Source organism: Herbaspirillum sp. FG34 (assembly GCF_057809315.1).
The window spans coordinates 50,485-68,950 of the sequence record NZ_JBMDJS010000022.1 but is presented as its reverse complement, the minus strand read 5'-3'; the positions used below and the strand labels follow the sequence as shown (position 1 = coordinate 68,950).

Annotated in this window: 20 protein-coding genes; 3 read left to right on the top strand and 17 right to left on the bottom strand. The window is 62.0% G+C overall.

All coding sequences use genetic code 11. The features are described from left to right. Positions 1–687 precede the first annotated feature (687 nt). A complete protein-coding gene (gene ispH, locus ACODSZ_RS21040) occupies positions 688–1,656 on the bottom strand; it encodes a 4-hydroxy-3-methylbut-2-enyl diphosphate reductase (protein ID WP_175344674.1) in 969 nt (322 codons plus the stop codon). 59 nt (positions 1,657–1,715) lie between these two features. Beyond that, positions 1,716–2,171, bottom strand: a complete 456-nt coding sequence (locus ACODSZ_RS21035) for an FKBP-type peptidyl-prolyl cis-trans isomerase (RefSeq protein ID WP_034349953.1) — start codon at positions 2,169–2,171, stop codon at positions 1,716–1,718. 240 nt (positions 2,172–2,411) lie between these two features. Between ACODSZ_RS21035 and radC the strand changes: the two genes are divergently transcribed. The 3 genes from radC to rpmG all read left to right on the top strand — a co-directional run bounded on the left by radC (position 2,412) and on the right by rpmG (position 3,727). Further along, positions 2,412–3,092, top strand: coding sequence for a RadC family protein (gene radC / locus ACODSZ_RS21030; protein ID WP_175344673.1), 681 nt, complete (start codon positions 2,412–2,414; stop codon positions 3,090–3,092). 206 nt (positions 3,093–3,298) lie between these two features. Further along, on the top strand, positions 3,299–3,535 hold the full coding sequence (gene rpmB, locus ACODSZ_RS21025) for a 50S ribosomal protein L28 (protein ID WP_006463730.1): 237 nt from the start codon (positions 3,299–3,301) through the stop codon (positions 3,533–3,535). A gap of 24 nt (positions 3,536–3,559) precedes the next feature. Continuing rightward, entirely contained in the window at positions 3,560–3,727 is a 168-nt protein-coding gene (rpmG, locus tag ACODSZ_RS21020; RefSeq protein WP_006463731.1) for a 50S ribosomal protein L33, read from the top strand. Between the two features lie 289 nt (positions 3,728–4,016). On the opposite strand, the gene ACODSZ_RS21015 is transcribed toward rpmG, so the two are convergent. From ACODSZ_RS21015 to ACODSZ_RS20945, 15 genes are all read right to left on the bottom strand, one after another. After that, entirely contained in the window at positions 4,017–5,213 is a 1,197-nt protein-coding gene (locus ACODSZ_RS21015; protein ID WP_008326424.1) for a DesA family fatty acid desaturase, read from the bottom strand. Between the two features lie 82 nt (positions 5,214–5,295). Then, a complete protein-coding gene (locus tag ACODSZ_RS21010) occupies positions 5,296–6,654 on the bottom strand; it encodes a mechanosensitive ion channel family protein (protein ID WP_175344672.1) in 1,359 nt (452 codons plus the stop codon). 39 nt (positions 6,655–6,693) lie between these two features. Then, positions 6,694–7,269, bottom strand: a complete 576-nt coding sequence (locus ACODSZ_RS21005) for a phospholipase D family nuclease (RefSeq protein WP_488928474.1) — start codon at positions 7,267–7,269, stop codon at positions 6,694–6,696. Then, complete coding sequence (locus ACODSZ_RS21000; protein WP_488928473.1) at positions 7,266–8,528, bottom strand: RsmB/NOP family class I SAM-dependent RNA methyltransferase; 1,263 nt, start codon at positions 8,526–8,528, stop codon at positions 7,266–7,268. Before ACODSZ_RS21000 ends, ACODSZ_RS21005 begins: the two co-directional genes overlap by 4 nt. Before the next feature lie 63 nt (positions 8,529–8,591). Continuing rightward, positions 8,592–9,203, bottom strand: coding sequence for a phosphoribosylglycinamide formyltransferase (purN, locus tag ACODSZ_RS20995; RefSeq protein ID WP_008326418.1), 612 nt, complete (start codon positions 9,201–9,203; stop codon positions 8,592–8,594). A 100-nt stretch (positions 9,204–9,303) separates the two neighbouring features. Further along, positions 9,304–9,810, bottom strand: a complete 507-nt coding sequence (locus ACODSZ_RS20990) for a barstar family protein (protein ID WP_488928476.1) — start codon at positions 9,808–9,810, stop codon at positions 9,304–9,306. A gap of 33 nt (positions 9,811–9,843) precedes the next feature. Then, entirely contained in the window at positions 9,844–10,239 is a 396-nt protein-coding gene (locus ACODSZ_RS20985; protein WP_034349949.1) for a guanyl-specific ribonuclease, read from the bottom strand. Between the two features lie 125 nt (positions 10,240–10,364). Next, the gene (locus ACODSZ_RS20980) at positions 10,365–11,570 is read right to left on the bottom strand and encodes a patatin-like phospholipase family protein (protein ID WP_034349863.1); all 1,206 of its coding nucleotides are present in this window, start codon (positions 11,568–11,570) and stop codon (positions 10,365–10,367) included. Between the two features lie 60 nt (positions 11,571–11,630). After that, positions 11,631–12,389 carry an SDR family NAD(P)-dependent oxidoreductase gene (locus ACODSZ_RS20975; RefSeq protein ID WP_175344669.1) on the bottom strand — a complete coding sequence of 253 codons (759 nt, stop codon included), beginning with the start codon at positions 12,387–12,389 and terminating at the stop codon, positions 11,631–11,633. Between the two features lie 215 nt (positions 12,390–12,604). Then, the gene (locus ACODSZ_RS20970; RefSeq protein WP_008326405.1) at positions 12,605–14,644 is read right to left on the bottom strand and encodes a sodium-translocating pyrophosphatase; all 2,040 of its coding nucleotides are present in this window, start codon (positions 14,642–14,644) and stop codon (positions 12,605–12,607) included. Positions 14,645–14,915: 271 nt separating this feature from the next. After that, positions 14,916–15,572 carry an adenylate kinase gene (adk, locus tag ACODSZ_RS20965; RefSeq protein WP_008326404.1) on the bottom strand — a complete coding sequence of 219 codons (657 nt, stop codon included), beginning with the start codon at positions 15,570–15,572 and terminating at the stop codon, positions 14,916–14,918. A 280-nt stretch (positions 15,573–15,852) separates the two neighbouring features. Beyond that, entirely contained in the window at positions 15,853–16,668 is an 816-nt protein-coding gene (gene kdsB, locus ACODSZ_RS20960; RefSeq protein WP_034349860.1) for a 3-deoxy-manno-octulosonate cytidylyltransferase, read from the bottom strand. Positions 16,669–16,723: 55 nt separating this feature from the next. Next, the gene (locus tag ACODSZ_RS20955; RefSeq protein WP_034349859.1) at positions 16,724–16,903 is read right to left on the bottom strand and encodes a Trm112 family protein; all 180 of its coding nucleotides are present in this window, start codon (positions 16,901–16,903) and stop codon (positions 16,724–16,726) included. Then, positions 16,884–17,912 (bottom strand): tetraacyldisaccharide 4'-kinase, encoded by a 1,029-nt coding sequence (lpxK, locus tag ACODSZ_RS20950; protein WP_488928472.1) that lies wholly within the window; start codon positions 17,910–17,912, stop codon positions 16,884–16,886. Before lpxK ends, ACODSZ_RS20955 begins: the two co-directional genes overlap by 20 nt. Before the next feature lie 113 nt (positions 17,913–18,025). Beyond that, positions 18,026–18,454 carry an ExbD/TolR family protein gene (locus tag ACODSZ_RS20945; protein WP_175344667.1) on the bottom strand — a complete coding sequence of 143 codons (429 nt, stop codon included), beginning with the start codon at positions 18,452–18,454 and terminating at the stop codon, positions 18,026–18,028. Positions 18,455–18,466 lie beyond the last annotated feature (12 nt).

Below are 18,466 nucleotides of genomic sequence, written 5' to 3'. Positions count from 1 at the left end.
AGCCCAGGGCGATCAGTGCGTACATGCTGCCTAGCACCAATCCGTTGATGATCTGCTGGAGGAAAATGTCCATGAATAACTCTTCGATCTAAATGGAAACAAGAAAAACACGTGGGTCTGCACCAAAGCGGACGCCGCGCGAAAGCATGTCGATTAGCAAAATCCGTTCCCGGCACTCGGGATCGCGTTATCACTCTTCATAAAAAGGGCAAATGCGTTCCACGCAAGCACGCTTGCGGGCAGGGTCCGGAATCAGGAAATCAGCTGCTGTTGCCGCCGCAGCGGCGGGAGCAGAAAGCGGGGCGCCGACTGGGCGGACGCCCGGGAGGTCTTCGCCGGAAGCACCGGAGGGTGCCGGTGGGCAGATGCTGCTGCATATGAATGTCTCCCGTCTCTGGTTGACGCCGCGTTCGCGGCGCCCTGCCCTCTTTGGTGAGGGCTAGCGCTCGGCCGCCTTTTGGGCGGTCCGTCGATAATGGTGCGGAATTATACGCAGAAGATTCCAACAATCGAGCACAAACAATCGCCTGTTACAGAAGAAAGTGCGGTAAGACCAATGAATCGTCGGTGACTTCACAACACCTGTCGCGGAAATGAAGAAGGCCTGCATCAGCAGGCCTCTTTGCGCAAACGGCTGGTCGGTTTTTTGTCCGAACCTTCACATGTCCTCACATACTCCCGAGGGGCTCATGCGGATTCGGCAGACGGTATGCGGGCTCCCAGGCCCTTGGGCAGGGGGAAGGTGACGTTTTCTTCAATACCGTCCAGGACGCGCACACTGCGCGCACCGATTTCCTTGATACGGTCGATCACGGCCTGCACCAGCACCTCAGGGGCAGAGGCGCCTGCGGTCACGCCGATGCGCTGGCGGCCAACCACCCATTGCGGGTCGATCAAGGCGGCATTGTCGACCATGAAGGCCGGGACACCCTTCTTCTCGGCCAGCTCGCGCAGACGGTTGGAGTTGGAGCTGTTGGGGCTGCCCACCACGATCACCACCTCCACCTGCGGCGCCATGAACTTGACGGCTTCCTGGCGATTGGTGGTGGCATAGCAGATGTCGCCCTTCTTGGGCTCGGCGATGGCCGGGAAGCGCGCGCGCAGGGCCGCAATGATGTCGGCGGTATCATCCACCGACAGCGTGGTCTGGGAGACATAGGCCAGCAGTTCGGGATCAGCGACCTGCAGGCGCTGTACGTCTTCCACCGTTTCCACCAGGTGCATGCCGGCCTCGGTCTGGCCCATGGTGCCTTCGACCTCGGGGTGACCGGCGTGGCCGATCATGATGATCTCGCGCCCTTCGCGGCGCATCTTGGCCACTTCCATATGTACCTTGGTGACCAGCGGGCAGGTGGCATCGAATACCGTCAGGCCACGCTCGGCCGCCTCCGCCTGGATCGCCTTGGACACGCCATGGGCCGAGAAGATGACGGTGTTGCCGGCCGGCACATCGGCCAGCTCCTCGATGAAGACCGCACCCTTGGCCCGCAGATCATTGACCACGTAGGCGTTGTGCACGATTTCATGGCGCACGTAGATGGGCGCGCCGAACTGCGCCAGCGCACGTTCGACAATCTCGATGGCGCGATCCACGCCCGCACAGAAACCCCGGGGCTGGGCCAGCAGGATTTCAGCGTCGGCTTGTTCCATGGTCATGGTGATTCCCTTGATTCTTCAAAATATTGCGAGGACCGCATCGCCAAATGACGAGGCGATTACAGGATTCCTATGATTTTTACTTCGAACTTCAGCGTTTGCCCAGCCAGCGGATGATTGAAGTCGAAAATTGCGCCATCATCATCGATCGCTCGCAGGATGCCAGCGAAGCGGCCGCCACCGGGGGCGGCGAAGTCGACCAGGTCACCGACGCGATAGTCCTCATCCATCGACGAGTTTTCTTCCAGGGTGGCGCGCGAGATGCGCTGGATCAGCTCTTCACTGCGCTCGCCAAAAGCCTGGGCCGGTGTCAGTTCAAAGGTCTGGTGCGTACCTTCGGGCAAGCCCAGCAGGCAGGCTTCGAGGAAGGGCGCCAGCTGGCCCTGACCGAACTGCAGGGTCGCCGGGTTCTCGTTGAAGGTGCTGACGATGTCTTCACCGTCCAGCGAAGCCAGGCGGTAATGCAGGGTGAGGTAGGCGTTTTCGGTGACGACGGGGACGGTTGAGCTGGACATGACGGGAATCGGGAAGGTGCACAGGAACCCGCTATTGTAAGCCACGTTGAGCCGATACGCCGCTGGCAGCTTCATCCGGGTGCGCTGCCAGTTGCTGCATCCGGGACTTCCTTGCGGCGGCGCAAGCCGACTGCGGCAATGCTGCGATGCTGCTCTGCGGCGTTTGCTGTGGGCGCTGACTGCAGGGGCTGCCGCGTTCTTCCCTCTCACGTGCAATCTGAATGAAAGGAGATTCACATCATGACCATGTCCCTCATCGATTGGCCCAAGCAGCAGCGGCCCCGTGAACGCCTGCTGGAGCTGGGCCCGGCCGCCCTGTCGGATGCGGAACTGCTGGCGATCTTCCTGCGCGTGGGAACACCCGGCAAGAGCGTCATGCAGCTGGCCATGGAACTGTTGCAACGTTTCGGCTCGCTGGAGAAACTATGCAGCGCTGTTCAGCGCGAGCCCAGTCTGGGCAGCGGCCTCGGCCCGGCCAAATGCGCCCAGTTGTCGGCTTCCCTGGAGTTGGCCAAGCGCGCCATCCACGGCGACCTCAAGCAGGCTTCGGCCCTCAATTCAACCCGCGTCGTGGGCGAATACCTGAAACTGACCTTCTTCGGCAAGGAACATGAATGTTTCGTCGCGCTCTTCCTGAACATGCGCAACCACCTGCTCGGCACGGAAGAACTGTTCAGAGGGACGCTGAACCATACGACCGTCTATCCCCGCGAAGTGATCAAGATGGCGCTGCGTTACAACGCCGCTTCGGTCATCGTGGCCCACAATCACCCGTCGGGCGACCCCCGCCCCAGTGACGCCGACCTGAGCCTGACCAAGACCCTCAAGAAAGCCCTGGAGGTCATCGACGTCGAGTTGCTGGACCATATCGTGGTGGCCGGGACACGCCTGTACTCCTTCGCCGATCACGGCAAGGTGTGAATCCGGAACCGGGAAATCGGCCGCAAACCCTTGCCTGTACTGGGATTGCGTCACTGACGGGAAGACTGGAAAGACAATGCTTCTTAAATTGTTAAATTCACTTGACGCATCAAGACACAATTGTTTTTCGCAAGTCATTGAAAAAGCAGAGTTTTTTCCATATACTCTCGTTTTTCCCAAATTCGGAAATTTTTAAGGAGTCTCACATGGCACGTGTCTGCCAAGTCACCGGGAAGGGGCCGATGGTCGGCAACAACGTTTCCCATGCAAACAACAAGACCAAGCGTCGTTTTCTGCCCAACCTGCAGAACCGCCGCATTTTCGTCGAATCCGAGAACCGCTGGGTTTCGCTGCGTTTGTCCAACGCCGGCCTGCGCGTGATCGACAAGATCGGCATCGATGCCGTTCTGGCCGATCTGCGTGCTCGTGGCGAAAAAGTCTAATTAGCAGAGTAAAGGAAATCTATCATGGCGAAATCCGGCCGCGACAAAATCAAACTGGAGTCGACCGCAGGTACTGGTCACTTCTACACCACCACCAAGAACAAGCGTACTACGCCCGAAAAGATCAGCATCATGAAGTTCGATCCCAAGGCACGCAAGCACGTGGAATACAAGGAAACCAAGATCAAGTAATTGATCCCGGTTTCACTGTCAAAAAACCCGCAGAATTCTCTGCGGGTTTTTTATTGCCCGTCGCGCCGTCGCCATCGATCCGCGGGACCTGGTTACAGCAGCTCAGCGTCAGGAGCGCCCTGTCGACGGGGCTGACGGCTTTGCTCCCCTCTCGCGGTTTTTGACACGAACCTTCACCTCCGCACAGACAGCAGTCAAAAAAAAACCCGCAGATTGCTCTGCGGGGTTTTCCTGGTCTTTTCCTTCATATCCGGCTTTTACCCCGGAGGAATTGTCCAGCCTTGGCGGATCAGGCGTAGCTGCGCAGGCGCAGGGCGAAGTCACGCAAGGCCTTCACACCGGATGCCTCGGCGCGGGTGCACCAGTCCTGCAGTTGCTGCAGCAGTTGTTCGCGCGTGGAGTGCGAACGTTCCCAGATGGCGCTGAGCTCGATTCGCATCTCGTGCATGGTCTGCAGAGCCTTGCTGTGGGCGAACAGTTCCGACAATTGCTGCTTCTGGCCGTCTTCCAGACGGGCAGGTTCACGTTGCAGCAGCTTCTTGGAGGATTTCAGGAAGCGCGATTCCAGCTTGGCCTTCTCGATCAGGTGATCGAGCTCGTCCTTCCAGGCGGTCTTGAGCGAACGCGCATACTTGGCGGTCACGTCATAGCGGTTGGCGATCACGGACTGCAGGGTATCGAAGTCGATCACCGACTTCTGGCTGTCGAACTTGGGGACGGGAGCCACCTTCTTGACCTTCGCCAGGCCGACGGTCTCCAGGATGCGGATATACATCCAGCCGATGTCGAATTCATACCACTTGGCCGAGAACTTGGCCGAGGTGCCGAAGGTGTGGTGATTGTTGTGCATTTCCTCGCCGCCGATGATGATGCCGATCGGGAACAGGTTGGTGGCCGCGTCATTGCAATCGTAGTTGCGATAGCCCCAGAAGTGACCCAGGCCATTGACCACGCCGGCCGCCCAGAACGGGATCCAGGCCATCTGCACGGCCCACACGGTCAGGCCGATGGCGCCAAAGAGCAGCACGTCGATGATCAGCATGATGCCCACACCCTGCCAGCCGTACTTGCTGTAGATGTTGTGTTCCAGCCAGTCGTCCGGGGTGCCGTGACCGAACTTCTCCATGGTCTCGGCATTCTTGGATTCACTGCGGTACAGCTCGGCACCCTGCCACATCACCTTGTTGATGCCGCGCGTCTGCGGGCTGTGCGGATCTTCCTCGGTCTCGCACTTGGCGTGGTGCTTGCGGTGGATGGCCGCCCATTCCTTGGTCACCATGCCGGTGGTCATCCACAGCCACAGACGGAAGAAGTGGCTGGGGATCGCGTGCAGTTCGAGCGCGCGATGCGCCTGGCAACGATGCAGGTAGAGAGTCACGCCCACGATGGTGATGTGCGTCATCACCAGGGTGTAAATGACAATCTGCCAACCGGTCGCGTGCAGCAGGCCGTTGGCAACAAAGTCGAGGATCGCATCAAGGGTCATCAGTACAACTCCAAATAGAAAACAACTATCGGACTACAAAACAGGATTATTACTTGTTCCGTGAAAATGGTTTTATTTTCTTTTAATTGCCGGGCATTGTACGCGAATTCTGCGGCCCTGGGCCATCAGGAATTTCCTGGCGCGTACTTTGGCGGAAGCTGCGCTCATCCATGATGCGAATATCGCGCTTGGGATGCGCCACCTGGATGCCGTGTTGCTTGAAAGCAGCCCAGATGGCCCGGTTGACGTCGGAGATCACATTGAGCCGGCCATTTTCCGGGTCGGTGATCCAGAATCCCAGCTCCAGGTCCAGCCCGTCAGCACCGATCTTGAGCAGCAAGGCTTGCGGGGCGGTCTGCTGGGACACCCGCTGCACTCCAAGTGCGGCCTGTTCCATGATGGACAAGACCGTTTCCACATCGTCCTGGTACAGAATTGTAAGCTGTGTAGCCAAACGTACAATGCGATGGGTCAAGGAATAGTTTTGTACCGGATTGGAGACAAAGAGTTCATTGGGCAACACCGATTCGATCCCGTCCAGCCCTTCCAGGATGGTATAGCGGGTATTGATCTGGGTGACCTTGCCGAAATATTTATCCACGGCAACCATGTCGCCGATGACCATGCTGCGCTCCAGCAGGATGACGAAACCGGAAACATAGCTGCTGGCAATCTTCTGCAGGCCCAGACCGATACCGACGCCCAGCGCGCCGCCGAAGACCGACAGCACCGTCAGGTCGATCCCCACCAGCGACAGGCTGACCAGGAAGGCCACCAGGATCAGCAAGGCCCGCATCATGCGCGCCACCACCGTGCGCAGCGAGGAGTGCATGCCGCTGAACTTCATGAGGCGGTTTTCCACCACCGTCCCTATCCACAGGGCAATGATGAGCGTGACCAGCACCGACGCGGCGCCTTGCAACATCGTCAACAGTGAGACCTTGTGACGCGCCAGCGGCAAGGTCGTGCTGTCCAGGTAATCGACGAAATCGGGCCACAGGCCGGTAATCCAGAGCACCACGCACAGCCAGACCAGCAGCGCGATGACTTTTTCCGACAGGTGCAACAAGGCACCGATGGTCGCATCCTTGACGAAAATGCCACGCAACACGTAGAACACGAAACGCATCGCCACCTGGGCGATGGTCAGGGGAAACATGATTTCCCACAGCGTGACGGCATGGTGGCCACGCTTCAAGATGGCATACGCCGCCGCCAGCAGGCCCAGGGCCAGCAGCGGCGAGAGTACGCGGGCAAAACTCTTGACGCCGATCTGCATCACCAGCGACTGCTCCTGGCCATCGGCCGGCAGCACGAAGCGCGCACGCAGCCAGCGCGACAGACCAATGCCGCCCAGCAACGAGAGCGCGATCACGACCAGCTGGCGCAGCAGGTCGACGGTACTGATATCGGTGAAGAGGGAAAAGAAATGATCGGTCATGGCTGGCCGGGTGGGCAGATCGAGTCGAAGCGGGCCGGATCAGGGCGCGGCCTGGGCATCCTGGCGATGACGCTGCCAGTTGCTGGCGTAGCGGGCGGCCAGCGGCGGGTTCTTGCCGAGGATGAGGACATTCTCGGCGTTCTTGTGCTGGGCTGACCAGGTAAAGTTGTAGCTGCCCGTGATCACGGTGGCGGTCGGCAAGGCGGCATCGATGATGATGACCTTGTTGTGGGCATTGCGGTAAGCGGTTTCCAGCCACACCGGAATCCCGGCTGAGCGCAACTGGCGCAGGCGGTCCTCGGAGTTCCTGTCGAGCTGGCCGGCATCCATCAGCACGCGCACATCAACACCGCGCTTGCGGGCAGCGACCAGGGCATCGGTGATGGGACGACTGGTCAGCAGATAGGCCTGCATCAGAATCTGGCGATGTGCGGCTTGAAGCTGGCCGACGATCAGAGCTTCGATATCATCCCAGGGCGCAAAGGCGGACTGGATCGTCCCCTGTGCCGCCATGACCGGTGGCGGCGGCAGCGCTTCCCTGGCCTGCAGGCCGGGCACGGCAGCGACCGCCAGCAGGCCGACGGCCAGACAAGGAATCCAGACCCGGCGCATCATGATGCGGCGCGGCGCTCCAGGACGGCAGCGAAGAAACCGTCCGTCTGATGCTGATGCGGCAGCAGCTTCAGGAAGTCGCCGGTATCCAGCGCAATCTTCTGCTCGGCCAGCACTTCGCTCATCGGACGCAGCGTAAAGTCGGGATGCGAAGCCAGGAAGTCGGCGATCACTTCATCGTTTTCCTCTTCCAGGAAGCTGCAGGTGCCGTACACCAGGCGTCCGCCCGGACGCACCAGGCGCGCGGCGCTGGCCAGGATCGAGCCTTGCTTGGCACGCATTTCGGTGAGCGTCTCCACGCTCTGGCGCCACTTCATGTCGGGATTGCGGCGCAGGGTGCCCAGGCCGCTGCAGGGCGCATCGACCAGCACGCGATCGAGCTTGCCGGCCAGGCGCTTGACCTTGGCGTCGTTCTCGTGGGCGATCACCACCGGATGCACGTTGGACAGGCCACTGCGCGCCAGGCGCGGTTTGAGCTTGGCCAGGCGCTTTTCGGACACGTCGAAGGCATACAGGCGGCCGGTATTGCGCATCAGTGCGCCCAGTGCCAGGGTCTTGCCACCGGCGCCGGCGCAGAAATCGACCACCATCTCGCCGCGCTTGGCACCGACAATCTGGGCCAGCAACTGGCTGCCTTCATCCTGCACTTCGATGGCGCCATCCTTGAACAGCGGCAGGTTCTGCAGGGCCGGCTTCTTGAACACGCGCAGGCCCAGCGGGGAATACGGGGTCGGCTCGCAGGCCACCGGGGCCTTGGCCAGTTCGGCCATGACCGTGTCACGGTCGGCCTTGAGGGCGTTGACGCGCAGGTCCAGCGGTGCCGGACGGTTCATGGCATCGGCCAGTTGCAGGGTGGCTTCCTCGCCCATGCGGGCGACCAGCTTTTCCCACAGCCAGGGCGGCAGGTTGCTGCGCATCTGGGGCGCCAGCTGGGTGCGGTCGATCTGGGCGACGCGCTCAAGCCACTCGGCTTCGCCTTCCTGCAAACCGGCAATGGATTCGGCGCCGGCTGCATCGGCCAGGCCCAGCAGGGCCAGGCGGCGCATCATGGGGCCGCTGCCGGATTCGGCGAAGTTGGTCAGCACCGTCTTGTTGCGCAGCAGGCCGTAGACCGCTTCGGCGATCACGCCACGCTCGCGACTGCCCAGGCGCGGATTGTCACGGAAGTAGCGCGACAAGGTGACGTCGGCCGGGCCGGTAAAGCGCAGCACTTCACGCAGCAGTTCTTCGGTATGGGGGATGATCGCGGGAGGCAATCTCATGCTAGGTCCTTCATGTTCAATTCAAGATAAGAGGGTGCGCGGCGGCGTTGGCTCGTTTGCCCTTCAGGCGTCGGCGGCCAGCCGCACGCGGGCGCCGTCCAGCGCCAGGCGGCCTTGCACGAACCAGCGCACGGCGCGCGGATAGATCACATGTTCCTGTTCCAGGACACGCTCGGCCAAGGTCTCCTCACTGTCCTCTTCCAGCACCGGCACGGCGGCCTGGGCCACGATGGGACCGTGGTCGAGGTCGGGCGTGACGAAGTGCACGGTCGCGCCGTGCAGCTTCACCCCGGCGGCCAGCGCCTGGCGGTGCGTCGCCAGGCCCGGGAAACTGGGCAACAGTGACGGGTGGATATTGAGCATGCGGCCCTGGTAATGGTTGACGAACGGTGCCGTCAGGATCCGCATGAAGCCGGCCAGCACCACCAGGTCCGGCGCGAACGCATCGATCTGCTCGCGCAGGGCGGCATCGAACTGGTCGCGCGTGGAATAGTCGCGGTTGGCCACGACGGCGGTCGCAATGCCGTGGCGGGCGGCAAATTCAAGCCCGCTGGCGTCGGCGCGGTTGCTGATGACAGCGGCGATTCTGGCAGGCCACCGCTCGGCCTGTGCAGCACGGACGATGGCTTCCATATTGCTGCCTCGTCCGGAAATCAGGATGACAATGCTTCTCATGGTGTGCGCATTGTACCTGCTGGCGGCCTCTCCGCCGCCGGTTTTCACGATGTGAAAGGTCCGGCGTGGCGTAAAAGGTTTATCAAAATGTGAAGAAAATTTACTGGAAGGAATAGAACACGCGGAACGGCACCTTCTTTTCGGCCCAGTAATCGGCCGCATCGCGGAAGACATCGAGCAAGGTCTCGCGCGCTTCCTTGTCGAATTTCTGGGTGTTGGGCAGTTGCTCCAGCACCACGACGAACCCGATCTGCTTGCCGGCCTTGTGGGTGAGGTCGGTCAGGCAGTCATGCAGGGCATCGAAGTTCTTGCCGAAGTGCCGGGGAAACTGGAAGGCGGTGGCGATGGTGGTCAGCACCTGCTGCTTGGTCACGGCCTCGGCGCAATAGGCATAGAGAAAATGCTGCTGCAGGTCGGCGGCCTCCTGCTGCAGCTCGGTCACGCGGAAGGCGCGAATCGACTGCACGATGTTGGGCGGCACCGTTTTGAACAAACTCATTTTCCCTTCAGTATCCATAAGCGGGGCAGTGTGGCTATCGTAGTTGTCGTAATTGTCTGGAGGGTGATGGCTGACCTGGCGGAACTGCCGTGACGCTGGTTGCAGCAGGACCTGCGAGCCCTGCCCTGCTCCCGCACAAGATCAATCGCGTATGCGGCGGAAGGTCTTGTAATGGTCACTGGTGTAATAGTATTCGCCCGAAGTGGCCGGTTCTCCCCCGCTGACGATGCGACGGGCGCCGCGATTGCGGGCGCGCGGCGTCTTGACCGTGTATTCGCGATAATACCCGCGCTTTTGCCTGGGCAAAACCCCTTCATAGTTGCCGAAGACCGCGCCATCCTTTTCATACGGGAAAGGGCCGCCCTGACGGATCAGGGCCATGGTCTGCTGGGCTTCGCGCGGCAGCTGGTCGAGGTTGACCTCGGGCAAATTGCCCGGTACCGGCCCCTTGGCATGGACCGGCGCTGCCAGCATCAGCGCCGTCAGAAGAACCAGCCAGTAGCGGGCGAAGAAGGAAGAAATGAAGCGGGCTCGCATTTGCATCGTCTGCATTTATTCTGTTAATTGCAATTTTGTCAATTAATGGCAACAGCACTCGGTAGATTAACCCGTTGCTTTCGGCTAGGCAACCACGGCAGGCGAGGAACTTGACCGGCAGCAAATCAGGCAGAGGCTTGGAGCAGTTGAGCGGTATCCGGTTCAAAAAAGGCCAATACCTCCTCACGCTTGGCGTAGGTATCGCTTTGGCCCAGGGCGATCAGCTCACGTGTGAAGCTTTGTTCAAACAGCAGGTAGGAGGCCAGCGCCGAGCCGCGGACCTCGGTGGCGCCGATGCCACCCAGCATGGTGCGGATCGGGCGCGGCAAGCTGCCGACATGGCGGCTGGCGATGCTGTCGATGCGCTGCGAGGGCGAGATCACCAGGGTGCGGATGGGTTTCAAGGGCGTATGGCGGCGCTGCTCATCGTTCAGAACCGACAAGGTCTGGTTGACCCGGTTGATACGTTCGATGTCGGCGGAGAGGCCATCGAGGAAGATGCCCGACATCGCGTGCCCCGCCACCTGCGCCAGGCTGGGGTAGTGCGGGGTATGGGTGGGTGCCTGTTCGCCCTTCTCGCCCATGCGTCCGGCCCCGATGATGAGGACCTTGGTGGCGCCCAGGTGGATGGCCGGGGAAATCGGCGCAATCTGGCGCATCGAGCCATCGCCGCAATACTCGCAACGCCCGTCGATGTACACCGGAATGGCCGGAAAGATGAAGGGAATGGCTGAAGAGGCCAGCAGATGATCGATACCGATCTGGTCGCGCATGGCCAGGCGCTGGGTGCGGCGCCAGGGTTCGATCTCTTGCGCACATTGATAGAAGGTGATGTGCTGGCCACTGGTGTAGGACGAGGCGGTCACTGCCAGCGCATGCAGCTGGCCTTCGGCCAGCGCGGCATCGAGTCGCGGCAGGTCCAGCAGACGGTGCAGCATGCTCACCAGCGGGGTATTGTCCAGCAGGGAATTGGGCGGGTTGGCGCGCCATTTGCGCAGCAGCCACCCGAAGGAGAACAGGGACAGCCAGCGCGCGCCCGAGCGGATCACGCCCAGCGAATCGGCGCGGTACACCTGCTCCACCTGAAAATTGCTCCATACCGCCATCAGCTCGCGCACGGCTTCGCCGAAATCGTCAGCCCGGCAGGCCAGCGCGGTGCCGTTGATGGCGCCGGCCGAGGTACCGCAGATGATGGGAAAGGGATTGCTGTGCACCGGCCAGCCGGCTTCGAGCAGGATCATCGAGAGGGCGTTGAGTACACCCACCTGGTAAGCTGCCCGCGCGCCGCCGCCGGTCAGGATCAAGCCTGTTTTGTGTTCCATGGTCTCCATGAGGGGAGCTTATCAGCAGGCCCCTCATCGTGGACAAGAGAATTGGCAGGCAAATGCCGTCTATTTGGGCTGCATGCGGATGGCGCCATCCAGACGGATGGTCTCGCCGTTCAACATCACGTTCTCGATGATGGTCCTGGCCAGCTGCGCGTACTCGCTGGCCCGGCCCAGGCGCGGCGGGAAGGGTACGGCCTGGCCCAGCGAATCGCGCACTTCCTGCGGCATGGCCAGCATCATGGGGGTCTCGAAGATGCCGGGGGCGATGGTCATGACGCGAATGCCGCTGCGTGAAAGATCGCGCGCCATCGGCAGGGTCATGGCGACGATGGCCCCTTTGGAAGCCGAATAGGCGGTCTGCCCGATCTGCCCGTCGTAGGCGGCCACTGACGCGGTATGAATGATGATGCCGCGCTCGCCCTCTTCCTGCGGCTCCGTTTTGGCCATCGCATCGGCGGCCCAGCGCGCCATGTTGAAGCTGCCGACCAGGTTGATGTTGAGCGTCTTCATGAACAGCGCCATGCTGTGCGGCCCGCTCTTGCCGACCAGCTTCTCGGCCGGCGCAATACCGGCGCAATTGACCAGTCCGCGTACCGTCCCCAGTTCCTGCGCGGCCCGTACCACAACCTGCGCATCGTCTTCAGAACTGACATCGCAGCGCACGAAGACGCCACCCAGTTCCGCGGCCAGCGCGCTGCCGGCCTGCTCGTTGAGATCGGCCAGCACCGGCTTGCCACCGGCTGCCGCAATCATGCGGGCGGTGGCCGCACCCAGGCCGGACGCGGCGCCAGTGACAATGAAAACATTTCCTTCGATACGCATGGAGTCTCCTGTTTTTTCTCTGCGCACAGCCAGGCGGATGGCCGGGCTGACGAGCCAATGATGATGGGATACATCAGGGGGCATTATTTGACGAATCGGCCGACCTGGCAATGCAGACCATCGCTTCGTGGTGCCGGGATTATGCGCAGGTCGCCGCACGGGAGACTATCCGTGCGGCGACAATCATGGGAAGCGTCAGATTGCGTCAGATTGAATCAGGAGACCGTCGGCAGCAGCGGCACCAGCAGCAGCGCCACGATGTTGATGATCTTGATGAGTGGATTGACCGCCGGTCCGGCCGTGTCCTTGTAGGGATCGCCCACGGTATCGCCGGTGACGGCCGCCTTGTGCGCATCGGAGCCCTTGCCGCCGTGGTGGCCGTCCTCGATGTATTTCTTGGCGTTGTCCCAGGCGCCGCCGCCGGTGGTCATGGAGATGGCCACGAAGAGCCCGGTCACGATCGTCCCCATCAACAGCCCGCCCAGCGCCGACGGCCCCAACAGCAGCCCCACGAGAATGGGCACGATCACCGGCAGCAGCGAGGGCAGGATCATCTCGCGGATGGCCGAAGAGGTCAGCATGTCCACTGCGCGGTCATACTCGGGACGCCCGCTGCCATCCATGATGCCGGCAATGTCGCGGAACTGGCGCCGCACCTCCACCACCACGGCCCCCGCCGCGCGCCCCACCGCTTCCATGGCCATGGCGCCGAACAGATAAGGAATGAGCCCACCGATGAACAGGCCAATGATGACGGCAGGGCTGGAGAGATCGAAGCTGGCCGTCTTGCCGACCGACTCCAGCGCATGCGTGTAATCGGCAAAGAGCACCAGCGCCGCCAGTCCCGCCGAACCGATGGCATAGCCCTTGGTGACGGCCTTGGTGGTATTGCCCACGGCATCGAGCGGGTCGGTGATGGCCCGTACCGAATCCGGCAAGCCGGACATCTCGGCGATGCCACCGGCGTTGTCGGTAATGGGGCCGTAAGCATCCAGCGCCACCACGATGCCGGCCATGGAGAGCATGGCGGTGGCCGCAATGGCAATCCCGTACAAGCCCGCCAGCCAGTAGGAGGCCAGGATCGCCGCGCACACCGCCAGCACCGGGTAGGCCGTGGATTTCATCGACACGCCCAGTCCGGCAATGATGTTGGTGCCATGCCCGGTAGTGGAAGCCTGGGCGATATGACGCACCGGCTTGAAGTCGGTGCCGGTGTAGTACTCGGTGATGTAGACCATGAGACCGGTCAGCACGATGCCCACCACCGCGGCGCCCATGAGCGGCAGCCGCAGTTCGGGCGGCAGCAGCAGCCAGGTGACCACAGCAAAACCGACCAGCGACAGACCGGCTGACCACCACAATCCGGTATAGAGCGCCGACATGATCTTCTTGCCCGGCTGCGCCTTGACCATCGCGCAGCCGACGATGGAGGCAAGGATGGAGACCCCGCCCAGCGCCAGTGGATAGAGCACCGCCAGCGTCTCCAGTCCCTTCAACATGAGGCTGCCCAGGAGCATGGTCGCCACCAGCGTAACCACGTAGGTCTCGAACAGGTCGGCGGCCATGCCGGCGCAATCGCCCACGTTATCCCCGACGTTGTCGGCGATGACGGCCGGGTTGCGCGGGTCATCCTCGGGAATGCCGGCCTCGACCTTGCCGACCAGGTCGGCGCCTACATCGGCGCCCTTGGTGAAGATGCCGCCGCCCAGGCGCGCGAAGATCGAAATGAGCGAGGCCCCGAAGGCCAGCCCGATCAGCGGCTGGATGGCATCATGCAGGCTGGCTGCGCGGCCCTGTCCATGGACGTACAAGACCCAGAAGAACAGCGACACTCCTAGCAATCCCAGCCCCACCACCAGCATCCCGGTGATGGCGCCACCCCGAAAGGCCACGCCCAGCGCCTCGTTCATCCCGCGCGTGGCAGCCTGGGCAGTGCGCACGTTGGCGCGTACCGAGACATTCATGCCGATGAAGCCGCAGGCGCCGGAGAGCACCGCCCCCAGCAGGAAGCCGATGGCGGTGAGCCAACCCAAACCCGGAATGAGTGCAATGACGATCAGCAGCACCACCCCGACCATGGCGATGGTGCGATACTGCCGCGCCAGATAGGCCGCAGCACCCTGCTGGATGGCCAGGGCGATTTCCTGCATGCGGGGATTGCCGGGATCCTGCTTGAGAATCCAGCTCCGTGAAACCAGGCCATAGATCACCGCGACCAAGCCGCAGGCAATGGCAAACCACAGGGCAAGTGCCATCTTCGTCTCCTTTGTTATCACGACTCATCAACAATCACGAACATCGGCTGCGCCGTCCGGGTTCTGCTGTTCCGGTTCGTCGCGGCCGATACTGCGCCTGCAAATTGCGTCGCCCTTTTTATTGGACTTGTTCTGTCTTGCCGGGCCGCCAGTGCAACGTCCTCGGGCGGGCGTCACTACCGGTGATCGGTTTACTTAGTTTTTGCGTACTGCCGTGCTGACTGCATCAACAGCAACAGCATAAAAAAAGCGGACCGAAGTCCGCTTCACTTTACTCCGCCAGGGCGGCAAATGCACGATCCCTGATTTCTTCCACCGGACCGACGCCGGCGATCTTGCGATACTTGGGTGCGCCCGGCTGGCCCGACTTGGCCCAGTCACCGTAATAGCCCACCAGCACTTCGGTCTGTTCGTGATACACGGCCAGGCGCTTCTTGACGGTTTCTTCCTTGTCGTCGTCGCGCTGGATCAGCGCTTCGCCGGTCAGGTCATCCTTGCCCTCGACCTTGGGCGGGTTGAACTTGACGTGATAGGTGCGGCCCGAACCCGGGTGCACGCGGCGACCGCTCATGCGTTCGACGATGGCGCTGTCGGGCACGTCGATTTCCAGCACGTAGTCGATGGCCACGCCCGCTTCCTTCATCGCATCGGCCTGACGCGTGGTGCGCGGGAAGCCGTCGAAGAGGTAGCCATTGGCACAGTCAGCCTGTTGCAGGCGATCCTTGACCAGACCAATGATGATGTCGTCGGAAACCAGGCCGCCCGCATCCATCACCTTCTTGGCCGCGATGCCAAGTTCGGTTCCCGCCGCCACGGCCGCGCGCAGCATGTCGCCGGTGGAGATTTGCGGAATGTTGAATTTTTCCTTGATAAAAGTGGCTTGCGTGCCTTTACCGGCACCAGGCGCTCCTAAAAGGATGAGGCGCATGTCGTTTCCTAAATTGAGGGTTTCTGAAATATGAATGCTTGAATTCTTTTGCGACGTGATGGCAGAGGATCGCTACCATCTGGACGGTTATGCAGCTTGTTTGCGCGCCGTTTTGCATCAGCTCCGGGACGAAACTTACCACAAAATCTTACCGAACCATGACAAACGCCTGATTTTTAAGCAGTCTCCGGACTCTGATTGTGTCGTGTCAGCTTGACACGGAACTTACAGCAGGCCGATCCGTCCGGCCTTGCGCCGGATCATGCCTGCCGCGCCAACATCACAGGGCGGAGATGGTCTGCACCAGCGCACTGTCGGGCGGCAGCTCGAAATGCTTGCGCACGCGCAACAGATCCTCGGGCGTATCGACGCCGGCTTCCGGCACCAGCGAGGTCACGTGGACCGCGATGGCATGGCCGTGCCAGAGCACGCGCAACTGTTCCAGCGCCTCGATGCGTTCCAGCGGGGCCGGGGCCAGCGTCGGGTAGAGCTGCAGGAAGCGGTTGCTGTAGGCATACAGGCCGATATGGCGCAGCGGCACGTATTCATTGGCGTGATCGGGGCCGCTGGCGTCGGGCAGCGTGTCACGTGACTTGGCGAAGGCGTCGCGATGCCAGGGAATGGTGGCCCGCGAGAAATACATGGCGCAGCCTTCCTTGTTCAACACCACCTTGACCACGTTGGGATTGAAGGCATCCTCGGCGGTCTCGATGGCGTGCGCGGCCGTGGCCATGGGCACGCCAGCCTTGATGTGGGCGGCGGTGGCGGCGATCAGGCCGGGATCGATCAGCGGCTCGTCGCCCTGCACATTGACCACCACTTCATCCTCACCCAGGCCCAGCGCGGCGGCCACTTCGGCGATGCGGTCGGTGCCGGAAGGGTGATCGGCGCGGGTCATGGCCACGGCGATGCCATGCTGCTCGCAGGCGGCGTGGATGTCGTGATGGTCGGTGGCCACGATGATGCGGGCCGCCCCCGAGAGCGCGGCCCGCTCGGCCACGCGCACGATCATGGGCTTGCCGCCGAGGTCGGCCAGGGGCTTGTTGGGCAGGCGCGTGGAAGCCAGGCGCGCCGGGATGATGACGGTGAAGGTCATGGAATCAACCGCAGCAGGAAGGCAGAAATCGGGAATCAAGAGACAGGCGCCGGACTCAGGCTGCCGGGGCAGCCGCCAGTTCGCGCGCTTCGTCGGCCCACATGATGGGGATGCCATCACGGATGGGGTAAGCCAGCTTGTCTGCCTTGCAGATCAGTTCCTGGGCTTTCTTGTCATAGTCCAACGGGCCCTTGCAGAGGGGGCAAACCAGGATATCAAGCAGTCGGGCATTCACGGAGTTTCTCCACTATGTGTTCAGCCAGCGCGCCGTCGATGCGCGCCGAGACAGGCACGACCCAGATGCGCGGGTCGTTTCGGATGGCCTCAATAGCCCTGCATTTTACTGCATCCTTTTCCGTGATCAGGATGACATCGGCCGCAAGGCCGGCAAAGGGATCGCTGGCAAAGTCAAAATGGTCAGGCAAGGGATGGCGCGCAAAGGACAAACCCGCACCCTGCAGGGTAGCGAAAAAACGCTCCGGATTGCCGATTCCCGCCACCGCCGCCAGCCGCAGACCACCCTCGCCCATCCGGGCCAGCGGCCTGTGCGCACCGGGGGGCGCCAGCTGCACGGCCTGGTCCGCCTGCAGCCGCATGGCGTACAAGCCCGCGGGCGCCACGCCCTGCACACCCACGTTGAGCACCGAAAAATCGCGTCGGCGCGAAGCCGGCTCGCGCAACGGCCCGGCCGGCAGCAGCCAGCCATTGCCCACGCCGCGCGCGTCCGAGAGCACGATCTCGATGTCGCGCGCCAGGGCGTAGTGCTGCAGGCCATCATCGGAAATGATCACATCAACTTCCGGATGCCGCGCCAGCAAGGCGCGCCCGGCCTGGACGCGACGCCGTCCCACCACCAGCGGCACGGCCGTGCGCTGAACCATCAGCAAAGGCTCGTCACCCACCTCGGCCGCCGCCGCATCGGCCATGACCTCCTGCACCTGTTCTGCACCGCCGCCATAGCCACGTGAAATCACACCAGGATTGCGGCCGGCAGCACGCAAGGCTTCGATGAGCCAGATCGCAAACGGGGTCTTGCCAGTGCCACCGACGAACACGTTGCCTACCACGATCACCGGCACCGGCAGCCGCTCTGCGCGCTTGATGCCGAGCGCAAAGAGCGCACGGCGCAGCGCCGCCAGCGTGCCGAAGAGCAGCGACAGCGGCCACAGCAGGCAGGCCAGCAGACCGCGACCTTGCCAGGCACGGGTCAGGATGGCTTCGGCGGAGGGCCTGGATTCGGCCATTTTCTTGTTCCAGTGAATAAAAAAAACGAGGGCCAGGCGGGGCCTGGCCGGGGCGCCATCGCTTTGGGATGACGTGAAGCCATTTGTAAATTTTCAGCAAGACCTGCTGCGCACTACTTGCTGCTCGACTGCGCCGCGAAGGTCACCTTGGGATACCCCGCCATGCGCGCGGCCTCCAGCACGTTGATCACGGTCTGGTGCGTCGCCAGTGCATCGGCATTGATGATGATGACCGGATCGACCTTGCTGCCACTGGCCTTGACCGCCGCCTGCATCTCCTCCGACAGGCCCTGTGCATCGCGCGCGGCGATGCGCTTGTTGTTGACCGCGTAGCGGCCATTGGCGTCGACTGCGATGTTGATCTCGAAGGGCTGTTCCAGTGCCTTCTGTGCATCGGCCGTAGGCAGCGTGATCTGCAGCGCGGTGAACTTGCTGTAGGTGGTGGTGACCATCAGGAAGATCACGATCACCAGCAGCACATCGATGAAGGGGATCAGATTGATCTCCAGGTCTTCGCGGGGGCGTCCCTTGCGGAAGTTCATGCGGTTCTCCAG